This window comes from Ruegeria sp. AI2 (genome assembly GCF_056541275.1).
Window position 1 is genome coordinate 148,022 of sequence record NZ_JBQFYB010000001.1, and the last position, 22,488, is coordinate 170,509.

General features: G+C 59.9%; 18 protein-coding genes. 13 read left to right on the forward strand and 5 right to left on the reverse strand.

Going from position 1 to position 22,488, the window contains the following annotated elements:
* Positions 1–53 precede the first annotated feature (53 nt).
* Positions 54–1,181: an alpha-hydroxy acid oxidase gene (locus ACR0LL_RS00775; protein ID WP_480582998.1), complete on the reverse strand. Its 1,128-nt coding sequence runs from the start codon at positions 1,179–1,181 to the stop codon at positions 54–56.
* 39 nt (positions 1,182–1,220) lie between these two features.
* Positions 1,221–2,996, reverse strand: coding sequence for a sensor domain-containing diguanylate cyclase (locus ACR0LL_RS00780; protein ID WP_480583001.1), 1,776 nt, complete (start codon positions 2,994–2,996; stop codon positions 1,221–1,223).
* A gap of 180 nt (positions 2,997–3,176) precedes the next feature.
* Between ACR0LL_RS00780 and ACR0LL_RS00785 the strand changes: the two genes are divergently transcribed.
* Positions 3,177–5,573 carry an ATP-dependent helicase gene (locus tag ACR0LL_RS00785; RefSeq protein ID WP_480583004.1) on the forward strand — a complete coding sequence of 799 codons (2,397 nt, stop codon included), beginning with the start codon at positions 3,177–3,179 and terminating at the stop codon, positions 5,571–5,573.
* Between the two features lie 4 nt (positions 5,574–5,577).
* Here the strand turns inward: ACR0LL_RS00785 and ACR0LL_RS00790 are convergent, their stop codons facing one another.
* The gene (locus tag ACR0LL_RS00790) at positions 5,578–5,868 is read right to left on the reverse strand and encodes a DUF1330 domain-containing protein (RefSeq protein WP_267363318.1); all 291 of its coding nucleotides are present in this window, start codon (positions 5,866–5,868) and stop codon (positions 5,578–5,580) included.
* A 370-nt stretch (positions 5,869–6,238) separates the two neighbouring features.
* Complete coding sequence (locus tag ACR0LL_RS00795; RefSeq protein WP_480486302.1) at positions 6,239–6,463, reverse strand: DUF1127 domain-containing protein; 225 nt, start codon at positions 6,461–6,463, stop codon at positions 6,239–6,241.
* 888 nt (positions 6,464–7,351) lie between these two features.
* On the opposite strand from ACR0LL_RS00795, the gene mraZ reads away from it, so the two are divergent.
* The 10 genes from mraZ (at position 7,352) to ACR0LL_RS00845 (ending at position 17,453) form a co-directional block, all read left to right on the forward strand.
* A complete protein-coding gene (gene mraZ / locus ACR0LL_RS00800; RefSeq protein ID WP_267363323.1) occupies positions 7,352–7,855 on the forward strand; it encodes a division/cell wall cluster transcriptional repressor MraZ in 504 nt (167 codons plus the stop codon).
* Between the two features lie 4 nt (positions 7,856–7,859).
* Positions 7,860–8,852 (forward strand): 16S rRNA (cytosine(1402)-N(4))-methyltransferase RsmH, encoded by a 993-nt coding sequence (rsmH, locus tag ACR0LL_RS00805; protein WP_480585225.1) that lies wholly within the window; start codon positions 7,860–7,862, stop codon positions 8,850–8,852.
* Positions 8,849–9,217: a cell division protein FtsL gene (ftsL, locus tag ACR0LL_RS00810; RefSeq protein ID WP_209504535.1), complete on the forward strand. Its 369-nt coding sequence runs from the start codon at positions 8,849–8,851 to the stop codon at positions 9,215–9,217. Before rsmH ends, ftsL begins: the two co-directional genes overlap by 4 nt.
* Positions 9,214–11,001, forward strand: coding sequence for a peptidoglycan D,D-transpeptidase FtsI family protein (locus tag ACR0LL_RS00815; protein WP_480583008.1), 1,788 nt, complete (start codon positions 9,214–9,216; stop codon positions 10,999–11,001). The genes ftsL and ACR0LL_RS00815 overlap by 4 nt, the downstream gene beginning before the upstream one ends.
* Before the next feature lie 22 nt (positions 11,002–11,023).
* Complete coding sequence (locus tag ACR0LL_RS00820) at positions 11,024–12,523, forward strand: UDP-N-acetylmuramoyl-L-alanyl-D-glutamate--2,6-diaminopimelate ligase (RefSeq protein WP_480583011.1); 1,500 nt, start codon at positions 11,024–11,026, stop codon at positions 12,521–12,523.
* A complete protein-coding gene (locus ACR0LL_RS00825; protein WP_480583014.1) occupies positions 12,520–13,914 on the forward strand; it encodes a UDP-N-acetylmuramoyl-tripeptide--D-alanyl-D-alanine ligase in 1,395 nt (464 codons plus the stop codon). Before ACR0LL_RS00820 ends, ACR0LL_RS00825 begins: the two co-directional genes overlap by 4 nt.
* A 36-nt stretch (positions 13,915–13,950) precedes the next feature.
* Positions 13,951–15,033, forward strand: coding sequence for a phospho-N-acetylmuramoyl-pentapeptide-transferase (gene mraY, locus ACR0LL_RS00830; protein WP_480583017.1), 1,083 nt, complete (start codon positions 13,951–13,953; stop codon positions 15,031–15,033).
* Positions 15,030–15,575, forward strand: a complete 546-nt coding sequence (locus ACR0LL_RS00835; RefSeq protein ID WP_480583019.1) for an AAA family ATPase — start codon at positions 15,030–15,032, stop codon at positions 15,573–15,575. The genes mraY and ACR0LL_RS00835 overlap by 4 nt, the downstream gene beginning before the upstream one ends.
* Entirely contained in the window at positions 15,572–16,969 is a 1,398-nt protein-coding gene (gene murD, locus ACR0LL_RS00840; RefSeq protein WP_480583023.1) for a UDP-N-acetylmuramoyl-L-alanine--D-glutamate ligase, read from the forward strand. The genes ACR0LL_RS00835 and murD overlap by 4 nt, the downstream gene beginning before the upstream one ends.
* 109 nt (positions 16,970–17,078) lie before the next feature.
* Entirely contained in the window at positions 17,079–17,453 is a 375-nt protein-coding gene (locus tag ACR0LL_RS00845; RefSeq protein ID WP_480475937.1) for a glycine zipper family protein, read from the forward strand.
* On the opposite strand, the gene ACR0LL_RS00850 is transcribed toward ACR0LL_RS00845, so the two are convergent.
* Entirely contained in the window at positions 17,450–18,631 is a 1,182-nt protein-coding gene (locus tag ACR0LL_RS00850) for a BaiN/RdsA family NAD(P)/FAD-dependent oxidoreductase (RefSeq protein ID WP_480583026.1), read from the reverse strand. The genes ACR0LL_RS00845 and ACR0LL_RS00850 overlap by 4 nt on opposite strands.
* An 839-nt stretch (positions 18,632–19,470) precedes the next feature.
* On the opposite strand from ACR0LL_RS00850, the gene ACR0LL_RS00855 reads away from it, so the two are divergent.
* Complete coding sequence (locus tag ACR0LL_RS00855; protein WP_480583029.1) at positions 19,471–21,294, forward strand: adenylate/guanylate cyclase domain-containing protein; 1,824 nt, start codon at positions 19,471–19,473, stop codon at positions 21,292–21,294.
* A 28-nt stretch (positions 21,295–21,322) separates the two neighbouring features.
* A complete protein-coding gene (locus ACR0LL_RS00860) occupies positions 21,323–22,480 on the forward strand; it encodes a phosphatase PAP2 family protein (RefSeq protein ID WP_480583032.1) in 1,158 nt (385 codons plus the stop codon).
* The last annotated feature ends 8 nt before the right edge of the window (positions 22,481–22,488 follow it).

The window sequence follows — 22,488 nt, forward strand, 5'->3', positions numbered from 1 at the left end:
CGCCCTTTGGCCTCGGCACACTTATAGGGATGCCGCGTTGCAGCATCAATAATTTAGCGTTTCGTCTCAAACTGACATAGATCGGCCAGTCCCATCTGACCCATATTCGCGTGCAGATCCTGCCTCAGGATATCGATCACATGCGCAGGGCCTTTAGCGCCAAGTGCCGCAAGACCGTACAAAAAAGCACGCCCCAGCATGACAAAATCCGCGCCCAGCGACAGCGCACGCAGGATATCCAGCCCGCCTTCGACACCGCTGTCGAAAATCAGCGGCAGGCGGGTCGCGTTCCGGATCGCGGGAAGAACCTCAATGCTGGCCGGGGCCGCATCAAACTGTCTGCCCCCGTGATTCGACACCCACAGGGCGTCCACACCCACCCGTTCCAGCCTGTCTGCATCCTCGGGGCGCAGGATGCCTTTCACGACAAACGGCCCTTCCCAATGATCGCGCAGCCATTTGACGTAATCCAGATCCGGCGAGGTCCGCAGCAGGTATCCGACATGGGCCGTCGGCGGCAGATCACCAGGGTCATCAATATACTTGTCCAGCGTGCGCATATGCGGAACACCGCTGCGCAGCATACCCAAAGCCCAGGCGGGTCTTTGAGCGATCTGTACCAGCAGGCGCGGTGTCAATTTCGGCGGCTGCCGCAGGCCCGAGCGCGTCTGCCGTTCCCTGCGCGAGGCGACAGGGACGTCAGCGGTCAGAACCAGAGTTCGAAATCCCGCCCCGCGCGCCCGGTTCAGCATGTCCAAGCGAATTTCTGGGTCCCTTGGCGGATACAGCTGGAACCACGCGGTCTCTCCCAGATAGGGGGCCAGGTCTTCGGGGCTCTGACTTGCCACCGTCGATAGCGAATAGGGAATGCCTGCCTTGGCGGCGGCCTGTGCCAGCAGTCGCTCTGCATCAGGCCAGACAAGCCCAGACATCCCGATCGGCGCAATGCCGAAGGGCAAAGGACAGGTGCCACCCAGGATTTTCACCGACGTATCGAATTCAAGGTCCCCATGCAGGATCGAGGGGCTCAGACGGACATCATCCAGCGCCTTTCGATTGCGATGCCGCGTCGTTTCAATCCCGGTGCCACTGTCGATATATTCCCACACGAAGTGCGGCAGCCGACGGCGTGCGCGGCGTTTCAGATCGGGAATACCGGGATAGGTGCTGTGCAGGTCCATAAGGATTGATCCGGCCTGCGGGGCGATTCGGCAAGGTTTTCAAGCGGCTTCCGGCGATGGGCGTTTACCCGTTGCGGGAACGCGCCTGGCCTGCTCCAGCGCCCCGGCGGCGACGTGAACCTGATTGCGCCCCTTGTCCTTGGCGACATACAGCGCATCATCCGCGGCACGCATCAGATCCTGCGGCATGGTGCCGTGGGCGGGGTAATGCGCGACCCCGACCGAGATTGTGATACGGGGCAGGGCCTTTTCGCCATAGCGGACAATGACCGCCTCGACCGACTGGCGCAACTGCTCGGCCCGGGTCATGGCATCTTCGGGGCTGTTGTCGGGCAGGATCAGCATGAATTCCTCACCGCCGATGCGGCAGGCGATCTCGTCCCGGTCGCAGCCCTGTTCCAGCGCCGCGCCGACCGCGCGCAACACCATGTCTCCGGCGTCATGACCATGCGTGTCGTTGAATTTCTTGAAGTGATCGACGTCCACGGCAATCAGGCTCAGCGCGGCGCCGGTCTGCTGGCTCCGGCTGATGGCCTTGCGCAATGTCTCGGTCATGTGGCGGCGGTTGAACAGCCCGGTCAGCGGGTCGCGCACCGATTGGTCATGCAGCTGATCGCGCATACGGACATTGGCGATTGCCATGCTGATCTGTTCGGCGCACAGCTGCGCCAGCTTGCGGCTTTTATGGAAACAGGCCTCACGCCCCTCAGCCGCGCGCAGATGCAACAGACCAACGGTTTCCCCGTGGGCCAGAATGGGAAAACAGAAATAGGGCCGCCCGTCATGCGGTTCGGCATGTTCGCAGACAAAATCGATCTCAGAAGCACCGAACTCATAAGTCCGGCCGCGCCTCAAACCCCAGCATCCTTCCGGATGGATATGAGATTTATGCGTTCCACCGTTCCAGCTGGCACACCCGTCCAGCACGTCGCGCGAGTTGGAATAGACGTACACGCTCCCCTCGGCCTCGGGCAGGATATGGGTCATAAAGCGCGCGACCATGTCGAAAAGCTCATCCAGTGAGCGGCTTGATTGCAGCCACTCGTTCAACTCGCCCAGCAGGCGCACCTCACGCGCCAGGCGAAGCTGCTCTCCCATCAGTTCGCGTTCTTTCACGGCGCGCTTGTGTAGATCACGCATCTGACGGCGGTTGGTGCGGTGGACAATCAGGATGACCGTGGCCAGCGCCAGCAACGCGACGCTGCTCAGCAACGCCAGCGACAGACGCACGCGCGTTATGAACAGGGTTCTGAGATTGGTGATGTCCGAATAAAACTCGATAGCGCCAAGGAAAACGCCGTCCTTGATGATCGGTGTATAAACTTCGGCCACATGTCGGGTGTTTGGGCCCGCATGTCCGGCGGGGTCATTGTCAATCGACTCAACCTCTGCCGCGGGTTTTTCCTCGTGGTTGTAAAAAACCCTTCCGGCGGCGACGACTGAATGGAAGTAATGTTTTGTGTTCACGGCCCCGACATCACTGGCCCGGGTCGACCAGAACACCCGACCGGACGCATCAAACAGCTTGAACCGGTAGATGTCCGAGGTTTCGGGCAGCAGCATCAGGAATTCCGCGTCATGCTCGTGCAGTTCATGGTACCGAAACGTTGCATCCAGATCGTTCAGATGGCTTTCGACCTGACGGCTTAGCTGCATGGCGTCCTTTCGCAAATCCGATTCCAACATGCGGTCCACAACCGGGGCAGGGGCCGCGTAGATGCCCCATCCCGCTGCCGCTGTCAGCGCGATCAGAATCAGGGTAACGCCCACAAGTTTCAGCCGTGACGACCCGCCCGTCAGTTCCTTCGCTTCCATCTGTTCCACTCCCACAGCAATGGAACCAGCATCCGGGCCAGGACTTGACAGAGGGTTAACAGCCCCACAGGGCAGCGGCATCTTTGTTTAGAATTGAATGCAAAAAGACGTGAAAAATCCTTGCGAACAAGCCGTGAACAAACTCTTTCCCTCGTCGATCATCCGGCGTAGTTTGGGGGCATGAGCAGTTTTGACGAAATGGACGCCTTCGAAGGCGCATCCCTGTCGGCGCGGGCTATGGCCGTGCGCGACAAGCTTGAATTGGATTTTCTTAATCCAGCGCAGCGTGCAGCTGCCGAACGCCTCAAAGGGCCAGTTCTGATCCTAGCAGGGGCGGGTACTGGGAAAACCAGAACACTGATGTCGCGAGTTGCGTTTTTGGTCCGGAACGGATTGGCTCGGCCAAATGAGATACTGGCGGTTACGTTCACCAACAAAGCTGCCCGAGACATGAAGTTACGCCTGTCCGAATTGCCATACCAAGTGAAGCACCCGATACCTTGGATGGGTACTTTTCATTCGATTTGTGCGCAATTGTTGAGACGCCATGCGGAGTTGGTCGATTTAAAAGCAAATTTTACAATTTTGGACGCAGATGACCAGCTGCGTCTTCTCAAGCAATTGCTCAAAGTCAACAATATTGACGAGAAGCGATGGCCACCGCGCAATCTAGCGGGAGTCATTGACGATTGGAAAAACCGTGCTCTGACACCTGATAAAGTTCCTGCATCGGAAGCAGGAGCCTATAATAACAAGGGCATTGACCTCTATGCCCAATACCAGACCCGCCTGCGCGATCTGAATGCGGTGGATTTTGGCGACCTGCTGTTGCACATGATTACTATTTTCCGGAATCATGAGGACCTGCAAAAGCGATATCAGCGCTGGTTTAAGTATATTGTGGTCGACGAGTATCAGGATACAAATGTTGCACAGTATTTATGGCTGCGCCTTCTCATCAATGACGAAAGAAACATTTGTGTAGTCGGCGATGACGACCAGTCGATCTATGGCTGGCGCGGGGCCGAGGTCGGCAACATCCTGCGGTTCGAAAAGGACTTTCCCGGCGCCTACGTGGTGCGACTGGAGCAGAACTACCGCTCGACCCCGCATATTCTGGCGGCTGCATCGAACGTCATTCGGGGCAACGAAAGCCGTTTGGGTAAAGAGCTTTGGACCGATGCCAAAGACGGCCACAAGGTCAATCTGATCGGTCATTGGGATGGCGAGGAAGAGGCCCGCTGGATCGGCGAGGAAATCGACGCCATGCAGGGCGGGACGCGCGGTATCCGTCCGATGAACCTTGATGAGATGGCGATTCTCGTCCGCGCCAGCCACCAGATGCGCGCGTTCGAGGACCGGTTCCTGACCATCGGTCTGCCCTACAAGGTGATCGGCGGCCCGCGTTTCTATGAGCGGATGGAGATCCGCGATGCCATGGCCTATTTCCGGCTGGTGGTCAGCCCCGAAGATGATCTGGCCTTCGAGCGGATCGTGAACACGCCGAAGCGCGGACTGGGCGACAAGGCGCAGCAGACCATTCAGATTGTGGCGCGTGAGAATGGCGTGTCTCTGGTCGAAGGTGCGCGGATTGCAGTCGACAACGGGCTGATTAAGGGCAAGGGCGGCAAAGCCCTGCGCGAATTGATCGACGGTTTGGCCCGGTGGAATGCGATGACACGCGGTCCCCGGATTGAAGTCGATGATGACACGGTTATTGATGACGGGGTTTCGCCGATCCGCTATGGCGCGCCCGAGCATACGCATATTGAGCTTGCACAGATCGTCCTCGACGAATCCGGCTACACGGCCCATTGGCAGAACGACAAGACCCCCGAAGCGCCGGGGCGTCTGGAAAACCTCAAGGAACTGGTCAACCAACTGGACAATTTCGAGAACCTGCAAGGGTTTCTGGAACATGTCAGCCTGGTCATGGACAATGAACAGGACGTTGACGGGGCCAAAGTCTCGATCATGACCCTGCACGCGGCCAAGGGGCTGGAGTTTCCCGTCGTCTTCCTGCCGGGGTGGGAAGACGGGCTTTTCCCCTCGCAACGTTCGATGGACGAAACCGGCCTCAAGGGGCTCGAGGAAGAACGCCGTCTGGCCTATGTCGGTATCACCCGCGCCGAAGAGGTTTGTACGATTTCCTTCGCCGCCAACCGGCGGGTATTCGGGCAATGGCAGAACTCGATGCCGTCACGGTTCATTGACGAGTTGCCCGAAGACCATGTCGAGGTGTTGACACCTCCGGGCCTTTATGGCGGCGGCCATCAGACGGCGGGCATAGAAACCCGCGCGGCCGAAGCCAATGTCTATAACTCGCCGGGTTGGAGACGGTTGCAGGCGCGGCAGGGCCAATATGGCATGTCGCAACCCCGCGAAAGCCGCAACACAGTGATCGACGCCACCGCACTGGCCAGTTTCACGCTAGGCGAACGGGTGTTTCACCAGAAATTCGGCTACGGCGCGGTGATCGGGATAGAAGGTGACAAAGTCGAGGTCGATTTCGACAAGGCGGGCATCAAGAAAGTGGTCTCGCGTTTTCTGACCAACAAGGATGACGTCCCGTTCTGAGGCGTCATATCCCGTCGACCAGAACCAAATTGGTGGTTGCGGTGGCCTTTCGGATCTTCGCCAGTTCGATGTAATCCGGGTCATCCTTCCAGGATTTCGCTGCTGCAAGATCCGGAAACTCCATCAACACAATCCCGCCTTCGGGCCAATCGCCTTCAATCCGTTCGACCGGTTTGGATGAGACCGTCAGCAGGCGACCGCCGTGGCGGTCGAAGATCGGCATGAAACCTGCCAGATAGCCCTGGTATCCGTCCGGGTCGTGAATGTTGATCTGCGCAATGAAATAGGCGGCCATGGCGTCCTCCGCATCAGAAATCAGGACGCCACCCTACACCAGTGTCCGAAAAACAGAAAACGGCGGTTCCCAGGGAGGAGGAGAGGGAACCGCCGTCTTGTCAACATCAGAGCAGGGAGGAGGAGAGCCCTGATGTATGCGAACCCGGGTTTGAACCCGGTATGAGGAAGACGCGGCGATGTCAGGGAGGAGGAAGACATCGCCGCGCGCTTTCAACATCAAGGCAGGGAGGAGGACGCCCCGATGTATCCGTGTCCGGCGGGTTGAGGCCGGTATTAGGTGCGGCAACGTCAGGGAGGAGGAAGACGCTGCCGCTGATTACAGACCCTAAGGGAGGAGGAAGGGCCTGATCTCAGTATGCGTGTCGCGCTTACCGCGCGGTTTGTTCGTTTGCCGCCTGCAGGGCAACGCGGCGGATCATCGAGCGGTGCAGGCCAAGATCGGCCAGCTCGTGGTTCGACAGGGCGGACAGTTCATTGACCGTCTGGCGATACATGCGATAGCGCACGAACCGAGTCTTTGCGTTTTCCAGAACTGCGCCAAAACCGAACGCCGGTGCGTTCTTTACTGCTGTATGCGTGCTTGCGACTGCCATGCTCATCATCCGTATCTTTTTGTCTTGCCGGTATCGTCCGGCCCTTGCTTGAGACTGAAGATAGGCAAATGCTGCAATTGCACAATAGGTCGCGACATCAATGCTGCTATGCAGCAAATGCATAGATTGGCTCAGTTTTTTCATTTCGCAGCGATGCGCCTTGAAAATATGGGGCCGACCCTAGGTCAGCTTTGGCAGGGGCATCTGGCCCTTCCCGGTGGCCTGCCTTTGAATTGAGCGCACTCGGCGGGAAAATGGGCAAAACATATCCGTTCTGATGTTGACAAGGCTTGGGTAAATCGCTCGTGGGAAATCATGGGGCGATGTGGTCGCGTGGGGGAGATTGCTGGAAAACGACCCGAAATTCTGAACGATTCGAAGGGCGGATTGTGCATTTGAGGCCAATATTTCCAGTCCAAATGAAAAGAAGTCAAAATTCTTGGGAAATCGCGGGAAAAAAACTGACCGAAAATTTCCCCATATATAGGGGTGTGTTATTTATCACCCGCTAAAACTGGTGTCGCGAAGCTCGAATCCTTCAATGAAAATCCAGTCTGGCCGTGTTCCTCATGACACGCTGCGCAAAATTCCTATTGATTTCCATGAATTCCCATGTCATCCCTTATACATCCGATGAGGACGAGGCAGCAGGGGCACCAAACGACCCCGACCAAAAATATTCAGGTTTCATACAGGCATCTCGCTTTCATCAACCATGAGATCCGGCGCGCGGGCGAGCAGACATCCCCCCAGGTGGCGCGCGCAGCTGGACATCCCGCAAAGCGGGTCAATGCGGCGGGTTGATCAGTGGCAGCAGATCAACCCGCCGTTTTTCATCCGGGGGGAACGTGAATTCAAGGTGGGGCGCAAGCGAAAGGGACAGTCGTCTTGGCGCGCAGGTTTAGAGGTGAAAGCCACCATAAGGTGGATACGAAGGGCAGGGTGTCGATCCCGGCCTCGTTTCGCCGTGTGCTTGAATCGTCCGATCCCAACTGGCAGCCCGGTGACAACCCTGAACTGGTGATTGTCTATGGTGACCACCGCCGCAAATACCTTGAATGTTATACCATGCAGGCGATTGACGAGGTTGATGCCAAGATCGATGCCCTGCCGCGCGGCTCGATGCAGCGACGGATGTTGCAGCGCATGTTCCATGGTCAGTCCTTCCCGACCAACGTAGACGAAACCGGGCGTCTTGTGCTGCCCGCCAAGCTGCGCAGCAAGATCGGCCTCGAAGGCGAGGCGTTCTTTATCGCCGCAGGCGACACCTTTCAGATCTGGAAGCCCGAGACCTACGAGGTCGAGGAACTGGCCAAGACCGAAGAATGGATGGATGATCTGCCGGACGATTTTGACCCGATGCAGTTCCTAGACGGCACCGGGGATGCGTAACGGCATGGCCGGCGCTGCGTCCTCATCTGAAAAACCACATATCCCCGTTCTGCTGCGCCCCTTGCTGGCTGCGGTTGCGCCGGTCACGGGCATCTGGCTGGACGGCACGTTTGGCGCGGGCGGCTACACGCGCGGGTTGTTGGAGGCCGGGGCAGACAAGGTAATCGGTGTAGACCGTGACCCGCTGGCCTTTGAAATGGCGGCAGATTGGGCGCAGGATTACGGCGACCGGCTGGTGATGCAGCCCGGCGTATTCTCGCGCATGGACGAATACGCGCAGGATCTGGATGGCGTTGTACTGGATCTTGGCGTGTCCTCGATGCAGCTGGATCAGGCCGAGCGCGGGTTTTCCTTCATGAAGGACGGTCCGCTGGATATGCGGATGAGCCAGCAAGGTGAAAGCGCCGCCGATCTGGTAAACACAGCGACAGAGGCGCAACTGGCCGATATCCTGTTCCACTATGGCGAAGAACGCGCCAGCCGCCGGATTGCCAAGGCGATTGTCCGGGCGCGAAGCGAGGCGCCGATCACAACCACCCTGCGTCTGGCCGAGATTGTCGAATCCTGTCTGCCGCGCCCGAAAACGGGGCAATCGCATCCCGCAACGCGCAGTTTTCAGGGTCTGCGGATCGCGGTGAATGCCGAATATGAAGAGCTGTTTCAGGGCCTTATGGCCGCCGAACGTGCGCTGAAACCCGGTGGGCAGCTGGCTGTTGTCACCTTCCATTCCATTGAGGACCGGATGGTCAAACGGTTCTTTCAGTCGCGCGCGGGCAAAACAGGGCGTGCGAACCGCTATGCGCCCGAGATGGAACAGGACCAGCCGCAATTCACGCTGAAGACCCGCAAGGCCGTTGGGCCCGACGAACAGGAATTGCAGGAAAACCCGCGCGCGCGCTCGGCCAAGCTGCGTGTTGCGATCCGAACCGATGCTCCGGCGGGGGAAATTGAGGCCCGCGCCATTGGAATGCCTCAACTTGGGGGAAGGGCAAGATGAAGAGTGTTTTGTATGTGTTGACTGCTCTGTCCGTGTTCGGATTGGCGCTTTGGGCCTATCAGGAGAATTATCGCACCCAACAGGTGGTGAAGGAAACGCAATCCCTGCAACGCGAGATTGGCATGGCGCAGGTGCGGCTGGCGGTCCTGAACGCAGAATGGGCTTATTTGAACCGACCCGACCGGCTGCGAGAGCTGGCGGACCTGAATTTTGAACGCCTTGGTCTGCTACCTCTGCGGGCCGAACAGTTCGGGCGCGCCGATCAGATTGCCTTTGCCGAAGACCCGGACCTGCCCATCGTTGACCCGATTGAATTGCAGGCCATCACCGACATTCAGGCATTGGGCGAGGTGCAGATCCCATGACACGCACGCCCCTTCGTCCACTGGCCCGTATCCTTGACGCCCGCGCCCGTGGCGAAAACCCAAAGGCGATCGAGCGTGAAAACATTCGCAAGCGCCACGAAGACATGAAAGACCGCGCCCGCGCCCGCGCCGAAGGGCGTCTGCTGGTGCTGGGGCTGTTCTTCTTCTGCGCATTCTCGGTTGTCGGCGTCCGCATGGGCATGTTGGCAACGTCCGAGGTGCAGGAACCACTGGCCAATGCACCGGGGGCTGCGATTGCCATGCAGCGGGCCAATATCGTCGACCGCGAAGGACGCATTCTGGCCACCAATCTTGATACCTATTCCGTCTACGCGCAGCCGCCCCTGATGATCGACCCGATTGCGGCAGCGGATCAACTGGTCGCGATCTTCCCCGATCTGGATAAAGAGCGTCTGGTCAAGGATTTCACTGGCAAGCGCAAGTTCCTGTGGATCAAGAAACGCATTTCGCCCGAACAGAAACAGGCCGTGCACGACATCGGTGATCCCGGCATCCTGTTTGGCCCGCGCGAGATGCGCCTCTATCCCAACGGCAAGTTGGCCGCGCACATCCTGGGCGGCTCCGGTTTTGGCCGCGAGGGCGTCAGCGCCGCCGAGGTGATCGGTGTGGCTGGGGTGGAAAAGCAGTTTGACGACTATCTGCGCGACCCGGCCAATGGCAACAAGCCGCTGCAACTGTCGCTGGACCTGACCATTCAGGCCGCGGTCGAACAGGTGCTCTATGGCGGTATGAAGATCATGAACGCCAAGGGCGCATCGGCGGTTCTGATGAATGCGCATACGGGCGAGGTTTTATCCGCCGCCTCGCTACCCTCATTCGATCCCAATGATCGCCCACGCCCGCCGACCTCAGGGTTTGATCCCTCGGACAGCCCGCTGTTCAACCGCTATGTGCAGGGCGTGTACGAGCTGGGGTCGGTCTTCAAGATTTTCACCGCCGCGCAGGCGGTTGAACTTGGGCTGGTAAACTCGAACACCATCATCGATACGTCCGGCCCGATGAAGATCGGGCGCTTCCCGATCGGAGAGTTCAACGGCAAGAATTACGGCAAGATCAGCGTGGCGGATGTGATCGTCCACAGCTCGAACCGTGGCACCGGGCGTCTGGCGTTGCAGATCGGCGCGCAGCGGCAGCAGGATTTTCTGAATGCGCTCGGCATGTTCGACCCGACCCCGTTCGAGATTGTCGAGGCCACGGGCGGTGTGCCGCTGAAGCCAAAGAAATGGGGCGAGTTGAGCACTGTGACCATTTCCTACGGCCATGGCCTGTCAACCAGCCCGATGCACCTTGCAGCGGGATATGCCGCGATTGCCAATGGCGGGCACTATGTCAGCCCGACCATCCTGCGCCAGAACGGCCCGCAATACGGCCCTCGCGTGATGTCGCAGGGAACCGCGCGTCAGGCGCAGAAAATGCTGCGCAAGGTGGTGACGGATGGCACCGCCAGCTTTGGCGAAGTGAAAGGGTATGACGTGGCTGGCAAGACCGGCACGGCAGACAAGCCCAAGCCACGCGGCGGGTATTACGAAGACAAGGTCATCGCCACTTTCGCAACGCTCTTCCCGGCCTACGATCCGAAATATGTTCTGATCGTCACGCTGGATGAACCCTCTATCGTGGCTTACGGCGAAAAACGCCGCACCGCAGGCTGGACAGCAGTGCCTGTAGCTGCCGAACTTATTGGTCGCGTGGCACCTCTGCTGGGCTTGCGTCCCCGGCTTGAGCTTGAGGCGGGCGCTGCTATAACGCTGACCTCAAACTAGGCTGTCCGGCAAGAGGTGGGTCATGGGCACAAGGACAAAGAAACTCAGCCAACTGGCCCTGACCGCGCGAGGCGGGGTTAACCCCGAGATCACCGGTCTGGCCGTTGACAGCCGCGAGGTGAAAGACGGTTTCCTGTTTGCAGCTCTTCCCGGCACGCGGGTTCATGGCGGCACGTTCATTCAATACGCCCTGCGCATGGGGGCCGCCGCCATCCTGACCGATGCCGAAGGGGCGAAAACCGCAGCAGCTGAACTTGCGGCGTCGGATGCGGCGCTGGTGGTTGTCGAAGACCCGCGTCAGGCGCTGGCCGGAGCCGCCGCCCTATGGTTCGGTGCGATGCCGCAGACGATTGTCGCGGTCACCGGAACCAATGGAAAAACCTCGGTTGCCACCTTTGTGCGCCAGATCTGGACCGAACTGGGCCATGCTGCCGTCAATCTTGGAACAACTGGTGTCGAAGGGGCATGGACCGCACCGCTGGCCCATACCACGCCCGAGCCAATTACCCTGCATCGCTGTCTGGCGGATGCCGCCGAAAACGGTGTGACCCACGCCGCAATGGAGGCCTCGTCCCACGGCCTCGAACAGCGCCGCCTGGATGGCGTGCACCTGACCGCTGCCGGGTTTTCGAACTTCACGCAGGATCATCTGGATTACCACGAGACTTTTGAAGCGTATTTCGCAGCCAAGGCCGGGTTGTTCGACCGGGTTCTGCCGCAGGATGGCACCGCGGTCATCAACCTGAGCGATCCCAAGGGGTCTCGGGTCCGCCGGATCGCCGAGGCACGCGGTCAATCGGTGCTGACCGTCGGGTTGGGCGACGCCGATCTGTGCCTGATCAACCAGCGGTTCGATGCCACCGGGCAGGATCTGCGATTTGCGTGGCAGGGCCGGACCTTCCAGACCCGCCTGAACCTGATCGGAGGGTTCCAGGCAGAAAACATCCTGCTGGCCTGCGGGCTGGTGATTGCTGCGGGCGACAGCCCCGAACGGGTCTTTGAAACGCTGCCGCACCTGACCACCGTGCGCGGGCGTATGCAGCTGGCCGCAACCCGCGACAACGGCGCGACGGTTTTTGTGGATTACGCGCACACCCCCGACGCCGTGGCCACCGCCCTCAAGGCGCTGCGTCCGCATGTGATGGGTCGTTTGATCGCCATTGTCGGCGCGGGCGGCGACCGCGATGCCACAAAACGCCCGCTGATGGGAAAGGCAGCCACCAACCACGCAGATATGGTTTTCGTCACCGACGACAACCCACGCAGCGAAGACCCCGCCGCCATCCGCGCCGCCGTCATGGCAGGTGCGCTCGAGGCAGCGGGCGACGTCAGCGTGACCGAGGTCGGCGACCGCGCCGAAGCCATTCTGCGCGGCATCGATGCCCTGCAACCCGGCGATGCGCTGCTGATTGCGGGCAAGGGCCACGAAACCGGGCAGGTCGTCGGCGATCAGGTGCTGCCCTTCGATGATGTCGAACAGGCCAGCATTTCCGTCGCCGCGCTGGACGGGAGGGTCGCATGACGCTCTGGACAGCATCCGAGGCCGCTCAGGCAACGGGGGGGCGGGTCACGGCCGACTGGGCCGCTGATGGTGTCTCGATCGACACGCGCACCCTTCAACCCGGTGATCTGTTTGTGGCGCTGAAAGCGGCGCGGGACGGGCATGAATTCGTAGCCCAAGCGCTAGAGAAAGGCGCAGGCGCGGCTTTGGTTTCGCATATTCCCAACAACGTATCGCCTGATGCGCCACTGCTGATCGTTGATGATGTGCAGGCGGCGCTCGAGGCATTGGGGCAGGCGGCTCGCGCCAGAACGAATGCGCGTGTGGTAGGGGTGACCGGCAGTGTCGGTAAGACGTCGACCAAGGAAATGCTGGCCGTGATCCTTGAAACGCAAGGCAAAACCCATGCCAGCGTGGCCAGTTACAACAACCACTGGGGCGTTCCGCTGACCCTTGCACGGATGCCGCGCGACACTGAATTTGCGGTGATCGAGATTGGCATGAACCATCCGGGCGAGATTGCCCCGCTGGCCCGGCAGGCCCGCCCGCATGTGGCGCTGGTGACGACCGTGGCGGCGGTGCATCTGGAAGCCTTCGAGAATGTGGCTGGCATTGCCCATGAAAAAGCTGCGATCTTTGAAGGGCCCGAACCCGGTGGCGCGGCAATCGTCAACGCAGATATCGAGCACGCGGATATCCTGCGCCAAACGGCGCTTGAGCAGGGGGCCGGGATCGTGGATTTCGGCCAAGGCGCAACGGATTATCGGCTGACCGACGTTCAGCAGGGGACGAACGCCGTGAATGCCGAAGCTGCGGTTGGCGATCAGGTATTCCGCTTTGCGGTGAACTCTGCCGGTACCCATTTCGCCATGAATGCGCTGGGGGCTTTGGCAGCCTGCGTTGAACTGGGTGTCGATCTGGATCAGGCCATTGCGGCCCTGCGTGCATGGTCTCCGGTCAAGGGGCGCGGTGTACGGGAAAGCCTTTCCCTGCCCGGCGGCGGGCAGATCGAACTGCTGGATGACAGCTATAACGCCAACCCGACCTCGATGGAGGCCGCGCTGGATGTGCTCGCTGCCTCACAAGGCAAACGCCGCATCGCCTTTCTGGGCGACATGAAAGAGCTGGGCACGCAGGAAGAGGCGATGCACGTCGCCATGGCCGATGCCAAAGCGATGGCGCATGTCGATCAGGTGCATTGTATCGGCCCGTTGATGCGGGCACTGCACCACGCGCTGCCCCCGGCGAAACGCGGCCTCTGGTCCGCAACCAGCGCCGAAATGGCCGAGCGCTTGCCCGCCTTGATCCGGGATGGCGACACTGTACTCGCCAAGGGCTCTCTCAGCATGGGATTAGCCTCGATTGTTGACGGTCTGCGCAAAATGGGGCAAGGGGGCGCGCTTGATGGGTGATCACGCCCATACGCCTCGTGTGAGAAAGGTATTGTCATGCTGTACTGGTTGACCGCCCTGTCGGATGGCGGGGATTTCTGGAACCTCTTCCGGTATATCACCTTCCGTGCAGGCGGTGCCTTCATGACCGCGCTGATCTTTGGGTTCATCTTCGGAAAACCGCTGATCAACGTGCTGCGCAGGAAGCAGGGCAAAGGTCAGCCGATCCGTGACGACGGTCCCGAAGGGCATTTTTCCAAGGCAGGCACACCAACGATGGGCGGGTTGCTGATTGTCGGGGCTCTTGTGACCTCGACCCTTGTCTGGGCGCGTCTGGACAACCCTTATGTCTGGATGGTGCTTTTCGTGACCCTGTCTTATGCGGCCATCGGATTCGCGGATGACTACGCGAAGGTCTCAAAACAGAACACGCAGGGGGTTTCAGGCAGGATGCGCCTCGCATTGGGCGTGATTATTGCCGTGCTGGCCTCGCTTTGGGCGACTTTGCACCACCCCGAAGCGTTGCAGAACCAGCTGGCTGTACCCGTATTCAAGGACACGCTGGTCAATCTGGGCATCTTCTATATTCCGTTCTCGATTGTCGTGATCGTGGGGGCCGCCAACGCGGTAAACCTGACCGACGGTCTGGACGGTCTGGCCATCATGCCGGCGATGATCGCCGCCTCGACGCTGGGCGTGATCGCCTATGCGGTGGGCCGAGTCGACTTTACGGAATATCTCGACGTGCATTACGTGCCCGGCACGGGTGAGATCTTCATTTTCACCTCCGCGCTCTTTGGCGCGGGTCTCGGATTCCTGTGGTATAACGCCCCCCCGGCGGCGGTGTTCATGGGCGACACCGGCTCGCTGGCGCTAGGCGGCGCGTTGGGCGCCATAGCCGTGGCCACCAAGCACGAACTGGTTCTGGCCGTCGTCGGCGGCTTGTTCGTGGTCGAGGCGCTGAGCGTGATCATTCAGGTCCTCTACTTCAAACGCACCGGCAAGCGCGTTTTCCTGATGGCCCCGATCCATCACCATTATGAGAAAAAAGGCTGGGCCGAGCCGACAATTGTCATCCGCTTCTGGATCATCTCGCTGATCCTGGCGATGATCGGTCTGGCAACGCTGAAAGTCCGGTGACCAACCGCCGAATTGTTTTGTCAGGATGTTCCAGCGGAGGTAAGTCAACCCTGCTGCAGGAAATGGCGAAACGCGGCTACGCAACGGTTCCTGAACCTGGTCGACGTGTGGTCAGGGCCGAGCAGCATAGCGGTGGGAACGCGTTACCGTGGAATGACCCCAAGGCGTTTTGCAGAAAGGTGATCAGCACGGCTTTTGACGACATGGCCCATGCTCCAGCTGGTCTGGTTCTGTTTGACAGGTCGGCGCTGGATGCTCTGATCTGGTTTGAGCGCACGGGCACAAATCTTGAAAATGCACTGCGTGATAAGATTCTGCGGCTTGGCTATGATTGCCGCGTGTTCCTGTTTCCACCATGGCCTGAAATTTATGTTCAGGACAGCGAGCGACAGCATGATCTGTCTGACGCTCTTGCGGAATATGAAGCTTTGTGCGACCGCTTACCGAAACTTGGTTTCCAGACAGTCCTTGTCCCGAAACGGCCCGTGGTCGAGCGGGCAGACTGGCTTGAAGCGCAGCTAGGCAAAGGACACATGAAATGATCCCGGTCAAAGGCTTTTCAGGGCAGAAAGTTGCGGTTCTGGGATTGGGCCGGTCCGGTCTGGCAACGGCACGCGCCTTGCGCGCAGGCGGGGCGGAACCGGTCTGCTGGGATGACAACCCCACAGCCCGCGCCAACGCCGAGGGCGAAGGGTTCTCCTGTGCCGACCTGCGCAAACAGGGGGCGTTTGACACGATTGCCGCGCTCATCGTTTCACCGGGCATTCCGCATCTTTATCCCGAACCCAACCCCGTGGTTGCCGCAGCCTTGGATGCAGGCGTGCCAGTCGACAATGACATCGGCCTGTTCTTCCGCTCTTTCGCGGGACCGGAGTGGAACAACTATGACACTCCGCCACGGGTCATCGCGGTCACTGGCTCGAACGGGAAATCCACCACCGCGGCGCTGATTCATCACATCCTGACCGAGGCCGGGCGCGAGGCGCAGTTGGCCGGAAATATCGGGCGCGGTGTTTTGGATATCGATCCGGGTGGCGATGGCTCGGTCGTGGTGCTGGAACTTTCCAGCTACCAGACGGAACTGGCCCGTGCGCTGACCCCGGATGTGGCGGTGTTCACCAACCTTTCGCCCGATCATCTGGACCGCCACGGCGGCATGGGGGGATATTTCGCGGCCAAACGGCGCCTCTTTGCCGAAGGCGGCCCGGACCGTGCGATCGTCGGCATCGATGAAACCGAAGGCGCCTTTCTTGCTGGCCAGCTGGCCGAAGGGCCAGCGGATGACCGCGTAATTCGTATCTCGGTAACGCGAAAGCTGACCGGGCCGGGATGGCAGGTCTTCGCGCGCAAGGGGTTTTTGTCGGAATACCGCAAGGGGCGGCAGGCCGGGTCTATCGACCTGCGCGCGATCAAAGGTCTTCCCGGTGCCCATAACCACCAGAACGCCTGTGCGGCTTATGCGGCCTGCCGGTCGCTGGGCCTAGCGCCGCGCGTGATCGAGGATGCGCTGCACGCGTTCCCGGGCCTGCCGCACCGCAGCCAGATCATCGCCGAGGCGGACGGGGTAACCTATGTCAACGACTCCAAGGCGACCAATGTCGATAGCGCCCTGAAGGCGCTGACTGCGTTCAAACAGATCCGCTGGATCTGTGGCGGGCTTGAGAAAGAAGGCGGCGTCGCAGCTCTGAACGCAGCAGCGGATCAAGTGATAAAAGCCTATGTCATCGGTCGTGAGGCGGCGGGCTTTGCGATGCAGCTGACGGTCGACGCACAGGTTTGTACCACGATGGAGGCAGCAGTGGCGCAGGCCATGGCGGATGCCCAGGCGGGCGAGACCGTTCTGCTCGCTCCGGCGGCGGCAAGTTTCGATCAATATGACAACTTCGAACAGCGTGGCGACGACTTCACGGCGCAGGTGCAAAAACGGCTGTGCTAAGGCCGCACCTGCAACAGCCCGCCGGTAGATGTGGACATTTTTCAATCAGATTGACACTTTGTGGGAATTGAGGTTGCGTCACCTCCAGGTCAATAAAGAGGAAGCGGAAATGTCTGCACGCAAAATTCTCTCCATCCTTCCCGTCGTTGCGCTGGCCGGGGCCTGCGCCAATAGCGGGGCGAATTATGTTCCCATCATCGACGGGCCTGTGGGTCCGAACTACCAGTCCGATCTGGCCAATTGTCAGGCGCTGGCCCGGTCTCGCCCGACGCTGGACAGCAACACCGCGGGCGCTGCCGCCATCGGCGCGGCTGGTGCGGCGGCAACCACAGCGATCATCGACAACAGCGCCAGCGATCTGGGCCGTGCGGCGGCCGCCGGTGCTCTGGTCGGTGTGGGTGCCAGCGCGATCAGCAACACCCAGAACCAGGAAGTGATCGTGCGCAACTGCATGCGCGGTCGCGGGTATAACGTCGTAGGTTAAATCTTGGCGGCAATGGCGACACCTGCGGCATGGCCCGATGACCATGCCCATTGAAAGTTGTAGCCGCCAAGCCACCCGGTGACATCCACCGCTTCACCAATCGCATAGAGGCCAGGGACATCCTTGGCCTCCATCGTTTTCGATGACAGATCATCGGTATCTATCCCGCCCAGCGTGACCTCGGCGGTGCGATACCCTTCGGTTCCCGACGGTACCAGCCGCCAGTCAGACAGGGCCGCGACCAGATCAGACAGTTTCGCGTCCGACTGATCGGCCAGATTGCCGGATATCGGGATGATTTGGCTTAAATACTCGACCAGCCGGGACGGCAGATGCCGCGCCAGTTCCGTTGTCAGCGCCTTGCGCCCTGCATTTTGCCGTTGTGCGCGCAGCAGATCGAACAGGGGCAGTTCGGGGATCAGGTTCACGCCGATCTCCTCGCCTTCGCGCCAATAGGAGGACAGCTGCAAAACGGACGGTCCGCTGAGGCCGCGATGCGTGAACAGCAGCGCTTCGTCAAAACTTGTGCGGTCATTCGACAGCCGCACGGGCAGGGAAACACCGGATAGGTCCTTGAACCGGCCATCCGAAAAGGTGAACGGCACCAGCGCCGCGCGGGTGTCGGTCACCCGCAGGCCAAACTGCCGGGCAATGTCATAGGCCAGCCCGGTCGCGCCCATCTTGGGGATGGATTTGCCCCCCGTGGCCAGTACCAGATTGGCGCAGGTCAGATGCAGGCGCTGCCCCTCACGCTCGACCTCCAGCGCGAATCCGGTGCCATCCTTGCGCAGATCACGCAGCGCGGTCTGCACCCAAAGCTCGGCGCCGGCGCGGCTCATCTCGTCCAACAACATCTGGATGATCTGCTTCGAGGAGCCGTCGCAGAACAACTGCCCCAGCGTTTTCTCATGCCATTTGATGCCGTGCCGGTTCACCAGGTCGACAAAATCCCACTGCGTAAACCGGGCCAGCGCGGATTTGCAGAAATGCGGGTTTTGCGACAGGAAGTTGCCCGGCCCCGCATACATGTTGGTGAAATTGCACCGCCCTCCGCCCGAGATGCGGATTTTCTCGCCCGGCGCCTTGGCGTGGTCGATTACCAGCACCCGCCCACCGCAACGGGCCGCACACATCATGCCTGCCGCTCCGGCGCCCAATATGATCGTATCGAACCTCATGCACCGCCCTTGGCGTGGATTTTCGGCGATGACAAGGGTGAAACCCGGCGCATCGGGCCTGAGGCAAAGGATTTAGTTGTCAGGTGAATGATTCCCGGAAATTCGGGGCCTGCGGGCGGTGACACCCTTGCACGGGGGCCGGTTTGGGCTGGTTGTCGGGATTATGCGCGCGCGTCTCGGGGCGGGGTTGGAAGGGTGCAGATCACAGAAAACCACTCCCGGGTCCGGTCAAATTGCGGCACCGTTCAGGTTGTGCAGGGCACCTGGTCCCGCCACATGTTGGGCCACCGAACAGGGTGGCGACTGGCTTGACCGGCTGAAACGGCGAGGGCCGGGCAACGTTCAGATACTTTTTGGAGAATCGATTTCCGGTACCAGGCAGCCGCTGTCGTGTCATGCCGTCCGCCCGGTTTAGCGGCAACAGGAAGCTCCAATGCCAAAGGCTTGACCGGGGTCAGCCCTCGCGCACTCCTAACGGGAAGTCTTGCCGCGTCAGCCCGTCTTTCCCGCCAAGCACAAAGCGCCACAGATGCCGGGTAATTTGGCCCAATTGCACCGAAAAATATGTGCAAAAATAAAAATATGTCGACGGAAGTTCACTAAAACAATACAATAACCCTTATTATTTTGAACTTAACGCATTTTAGAAACCAAATCTCATCAGCGGGCCGATTAATGCCTCGTGATTTCCATTCAGGCCCGTGGCCCGTCCCGCGCAATGCAGCGCCATTCACACCCGTCGGCTGCATTTGCAATCACAACACGCCTCTGATGCGTGCCAGCCCGCCTGTTTTCGGGGTGGCACATTTCAACAAGTTAAAGAGTTCCGAGACACGATCATGGGTATTACTCTGAATTTGAACAATCCAAGCGACCTTCCCAAGGCGCGGCTCAGGGCGATCCTGTTCCTTGATGCATGTGATTACTCTGCCGCCGTCCGCGAGGCCGAGCTTGAAACACTGGCCAGAATCCGCCGCGATCTGAACTGCGTCAGCGATCTGGTTAACAGCTTTCGGGGCCGGGTGACCGGCCTGACCGGTGACGGGCTGTGCGCCGTTTTTCCAAGTGCGCGTGCCGCCGTCGAAACTGCGCTGGGGGTGCAGGATGTCCTGACCCATGCCCCCGACCGGTACGCCAAAGGGTATCGAATTGGGATACATCTGGGCGACACGTTCGAGGTTGACCAGCAGATCATCGGTGACGCTGTGAATACGGCGGCCCGGATCGAAAGCGTCGGCTCATCCGGCGAGGTTCTGGTCTCAAGTGTTGTGCGCAATGCGCTGCGCGGGCGGCAGGATTTCCTGTTCAACTCGATCGGGCGGCCCAATCTCAAGAATATCGGTGCCTCGCTTGAGCTGTTCAAAGTGGCCCGCGCAACAATCGACGTTCCATATGAGAAGGACGGAAAAGAACAGCCGGTTCCTGTTCCCGCCAACCCAACGGCCTACCGGTCCGAACGGCTGTCGTACACCTTACCGCGCCCGAATTTCGTGATCGGCCTTCTGTCTCCGGATGTGGGGGGCGGTTCCGAAACCGCGGCATTCGTGTCCAACATCGTTGCGGAACAGCTGTCCAAATCCCTTACCGAAACCGAAGCGCTCGAGGTTCAGGATTACCGGGTGCCGCAGGTTGCGCTTCCAAAGGAACCACTGTCGGCTGGGCCTGATCTTTTCCTTCAGTGTCGCGCTTCGACCTGTGGCAGCATGTTGCAAGTGTCCGCCACCGCAATGCGGTCGGAAGACAGAAAAGTGATCTGGAGCCAGAATGTGGTGGCCGATCAGGGTGACTTTCTGGGGCAAAACTGCTCGGGTCTGACATCGTTCATCAGCTACGCCACTGACGCCTTGCTGACGGCCTTGCTGAACGGGCGCCACATGCGCGACCCGGCCTCCCATCACGCGGCGAAAACCGCCGTTGCCGCCGTGCATCACCTGTTGACCATGACCGGCCCGGGGCTGGACCAGCTCGAGGCGGATATTCTGGCGGCTTACGAGCTTGATCCCAAGCCGGTCTACCTTGCGTGGCTGGCCTATGTCACGACCTTCAAGGTCGGCGAACGGTACGGAACCTGGGATGCCACACTGGAAGCGCAGGCGCGCGATCTGGCCCGCCGCGCTGTCGAGGCTGACCCGGATAACGGCACTGTTCTGGGCCTTGTCGCCCACGTTCATTCCTACGTGTTCCGAGAGTTTTCGGTGGCGCAGGATCTGGTCGACCGCGCGCTCGAGCTCAGCCCTTATCGGGCGATGAGCTGGGATTCAGCAGCCATGCTCTATTGCTACACGGATCGCCCCGCGCTGGCGGTGGAAGCCGCGCAGAAGGCACGGCTTATCGGACGGCACAGCCCGTACCGGCATCTGTTTGACGGGGCCGGTTGCGTCGCCGCGCTGGTCAATGGCGAGTTCGAGAAATCCATCAGGTTCGGCGAATCCGTGATGGAGGTTCAACCGCAGTTCAAAACCGTCATGCGTTATCTGGCTGCGGCTTACGGGCACGCAGGTGACCGGCGGCGAGGCGAGTTCGCCTTGCAGCGGCTGACCAATCTGGAACCGGACATGTCGCTGGCCTGCATCCAGCAGGACCGGTTCCCGGTGCCAACGCGGTTCAGCGCGCAACTGATGGAAAGCGGCCTGTCCCGGATCGGGTTGCCGCAACACGCTTGAAGTAGGGGTAAAAGTAGGGGGTTTACTTATGTCTTACGTGTCCACGCTCAATGATTTTGGCATGATGGCCCGACGTGGAGAGCTGATTTCCTGCAAAGTGGTGAAATTGATGAACCTTGCCGGAACCGGTGGTCTCGGTGCCTCACCGGGGGACAATCGAAAGGCGTTGGACAATTTCATTTACGACGCGCAGAGGGAAAGCTTCATCAATTATCTCAATGCCATTCATGATCTGGACCCCGAGTTGCTGGATGATGGAAAACTGCGCGAGCTTACCGAGTTCATGCAGAACGAAGAATTCATCGACCCCTTCAGGTCTGACAGCCGTGTAAAAGGTGCGAAAGACGAAGAGATCGGGAAACGCTCTGCCCTCGGCGCGGCTTCCGTCGCGATGAGCGCATCTTCGGCATTCGCACTGAACCGGAACCGCAACAGAAACCGCAATCGGAACAGAAACCGGAACCGAAACAGAAATCGCAATCGTAACCGGAACCGCAGCGATTTTGACGTCGGCGGCAGCGATGCTTCCTTCGGCTGGCGCGAGATGCGCGATCTGTGCCGGATCGGTATGCTGCCCGCGTCCGGACTGCTGGGCAAAATCTGGGAAAACATCGATCTTCTGCCGCCACCGGGCCCTGACGAAAGCATGAAGGAAACCGAATACCTGCTGATCCTGCAAGGGCGGCTCAAGTGGTCAAATCAGGCGACGCGGCGCGAGGAAATCGTGACGCAGGCAGGCTTTGGTATTGATGAATATCTCAGTCCGCTGGGCATTGACGAGAAGGGCGGCTTTGATGCGACGCGCGCGCTGATGACGATCCTGCTGGAACTGACGAATGAAATCGGCCTGACCTACAAGAACCGCTTCAGCCGGCCCAGACCCAATATCATCCAGCCGCTGATCCGGCCCTTCCTTCCGGTGCCTTTTCATGCGGCTTACCCCTCGAACCACTCCTACCAATCTTTCGCGATTGCCGAACTGTTCTCGCGGCTGATCCCCGAACATCCGGGCACTGTCGCTTTGTTCCACCGCGCCCAGCGGATTGCTGAAAACCGCGAATGGGCCGGTCTGCATTATCCAAGCGACACAGCCGCCGGGCGAAGTCTGGCCAGAAAAACCGTGGCTTACCTGACCGAGGTTCTGGACGAACTGATGGACGAAGCACAAGACGAATGGCTGGGCTAAGGATCAAC

What these genes read in the sequence shown, in the direction of transcription:
- ACR0LL_RS00775 (WP_480582998.1), bottom strand. Translation starts at nt 1,181, where the DNA reads ATGGACCTGCACAGCACCTATCCCGGTATTCCCGATCTGAAACGCCGC.
- ACR0LL_RS00780 (WP_480583001.1), bottom strand. Translation starts at nt 2,996, where the DNA reads ATGGAAGCGAAGGAACTGACGGGCGGGTCGTCACGGCTGAAACTTGTG.
- ACR0LL_RS00785 (WP_480583004.1), top strand. Translation starts at nt 3,177, where the DNA reads ATGAGCAGTTTTGACGAAATGGACGCCTTCGAAGGCGCATCCCTGTCG.
- ACR0LL_RS00790 (WP_267363318.1), bottom strand. Translation starts at nt 5,868, where the DNA reads ATGGCCGCCTATTTCATTGCGCAGATCAACATTCACGACCCGGACGGA.
- ACR0LL_RS00795 (WP_480486302.1), bottom strand. Translation starts at nt 6,463, where the DNA reads ATGGCAGTCGCAAGCACGCATACAGCAGTAAAGAACGCACCGGCGTTC.
- rsmH (WP_480585225.1), top strand. Translation starts at nt 7,860, where the DNA reads ATGGCCGGCGCTGCGTCCTCATCTGAAAAACCACATATCCCCGTTCTG.
- ftsL (WP_209504535.1), top strand. Translation starts at nt 8,849, where the DNA reads ATGAAGAGTGTTTTGTATGTGTTGACTGCTCTGTCCGTGTTCGGATTG.
- ACR0LL_RS00815 (WP_480583008.1), top strand. Translation starts at nt 9,214, where the DNA reads ATGACACGCACGCCCCTTCGTCCACTGGCCCGTATCCTTGACGCCCGC.
- ACR0LL_RS00820 (WP_480583011.1), top strand. Translation starts at nt 11,024, where the DNA reads ATGGGCACAAGGACAAAGAAACTCAGCCAACTGGCCCTGACCGCGCGA.
- ACR0LL_RS00825 (WP_480583014.1), top strand. Translation starts at nt 12,520, where the DNA reads ATGACGCTCTGGACAGCATCCGAGGCCGCTCAGGCAACGGGGGGGCGG.
- mraY (WP_480583017.1), top strand. Translation starts at nt 13,951, where the DNA reads ATGCTGTACTGGTTGACCGCCCTGTCGGATGGCGGGGATTTCTGGAAC.
- murD (WP_480583023.1), top strand. Translation starts at nt 15,572, where the DNA reads ATGATCCCGGTCAAAGGCTTTTCAGGGCAGAAAGTTGCGGTTCTGGGA.
- ACR0LL_RS00845 (WP_480475937.1), top strand. Translation starts at nt 17,079, where the DNA reads ATGTCTGCACGCAAAATTCTCTCCATCCTTCCCGTCGTTGCGCTGGCC.
- ACR0LL_RS00850 (WP_480583026.1), bottom strand. Translation starts at nt 18,631, where the DNA reads ATGAGGTTCGATACGATCATATTGGGCGCCGGAGCGGCAGGCATGATG.
- ACR0LL_RS00855 (WP_480583029.1), top strand. Translation starts at nt 19,471, where the DNA reads ATGGGTATTACTCTGAATTTGAACAATCCAAGCGACCTTCCCAAGGCG.
- ACR0LL_RS00860 (WP_480583032.1), top strand. Translation starts at nt 21,323, where the DNA reads ATGTCTTACGTGTCCACGCTCAATGATTTTGGCATGATGGCCCGACGT.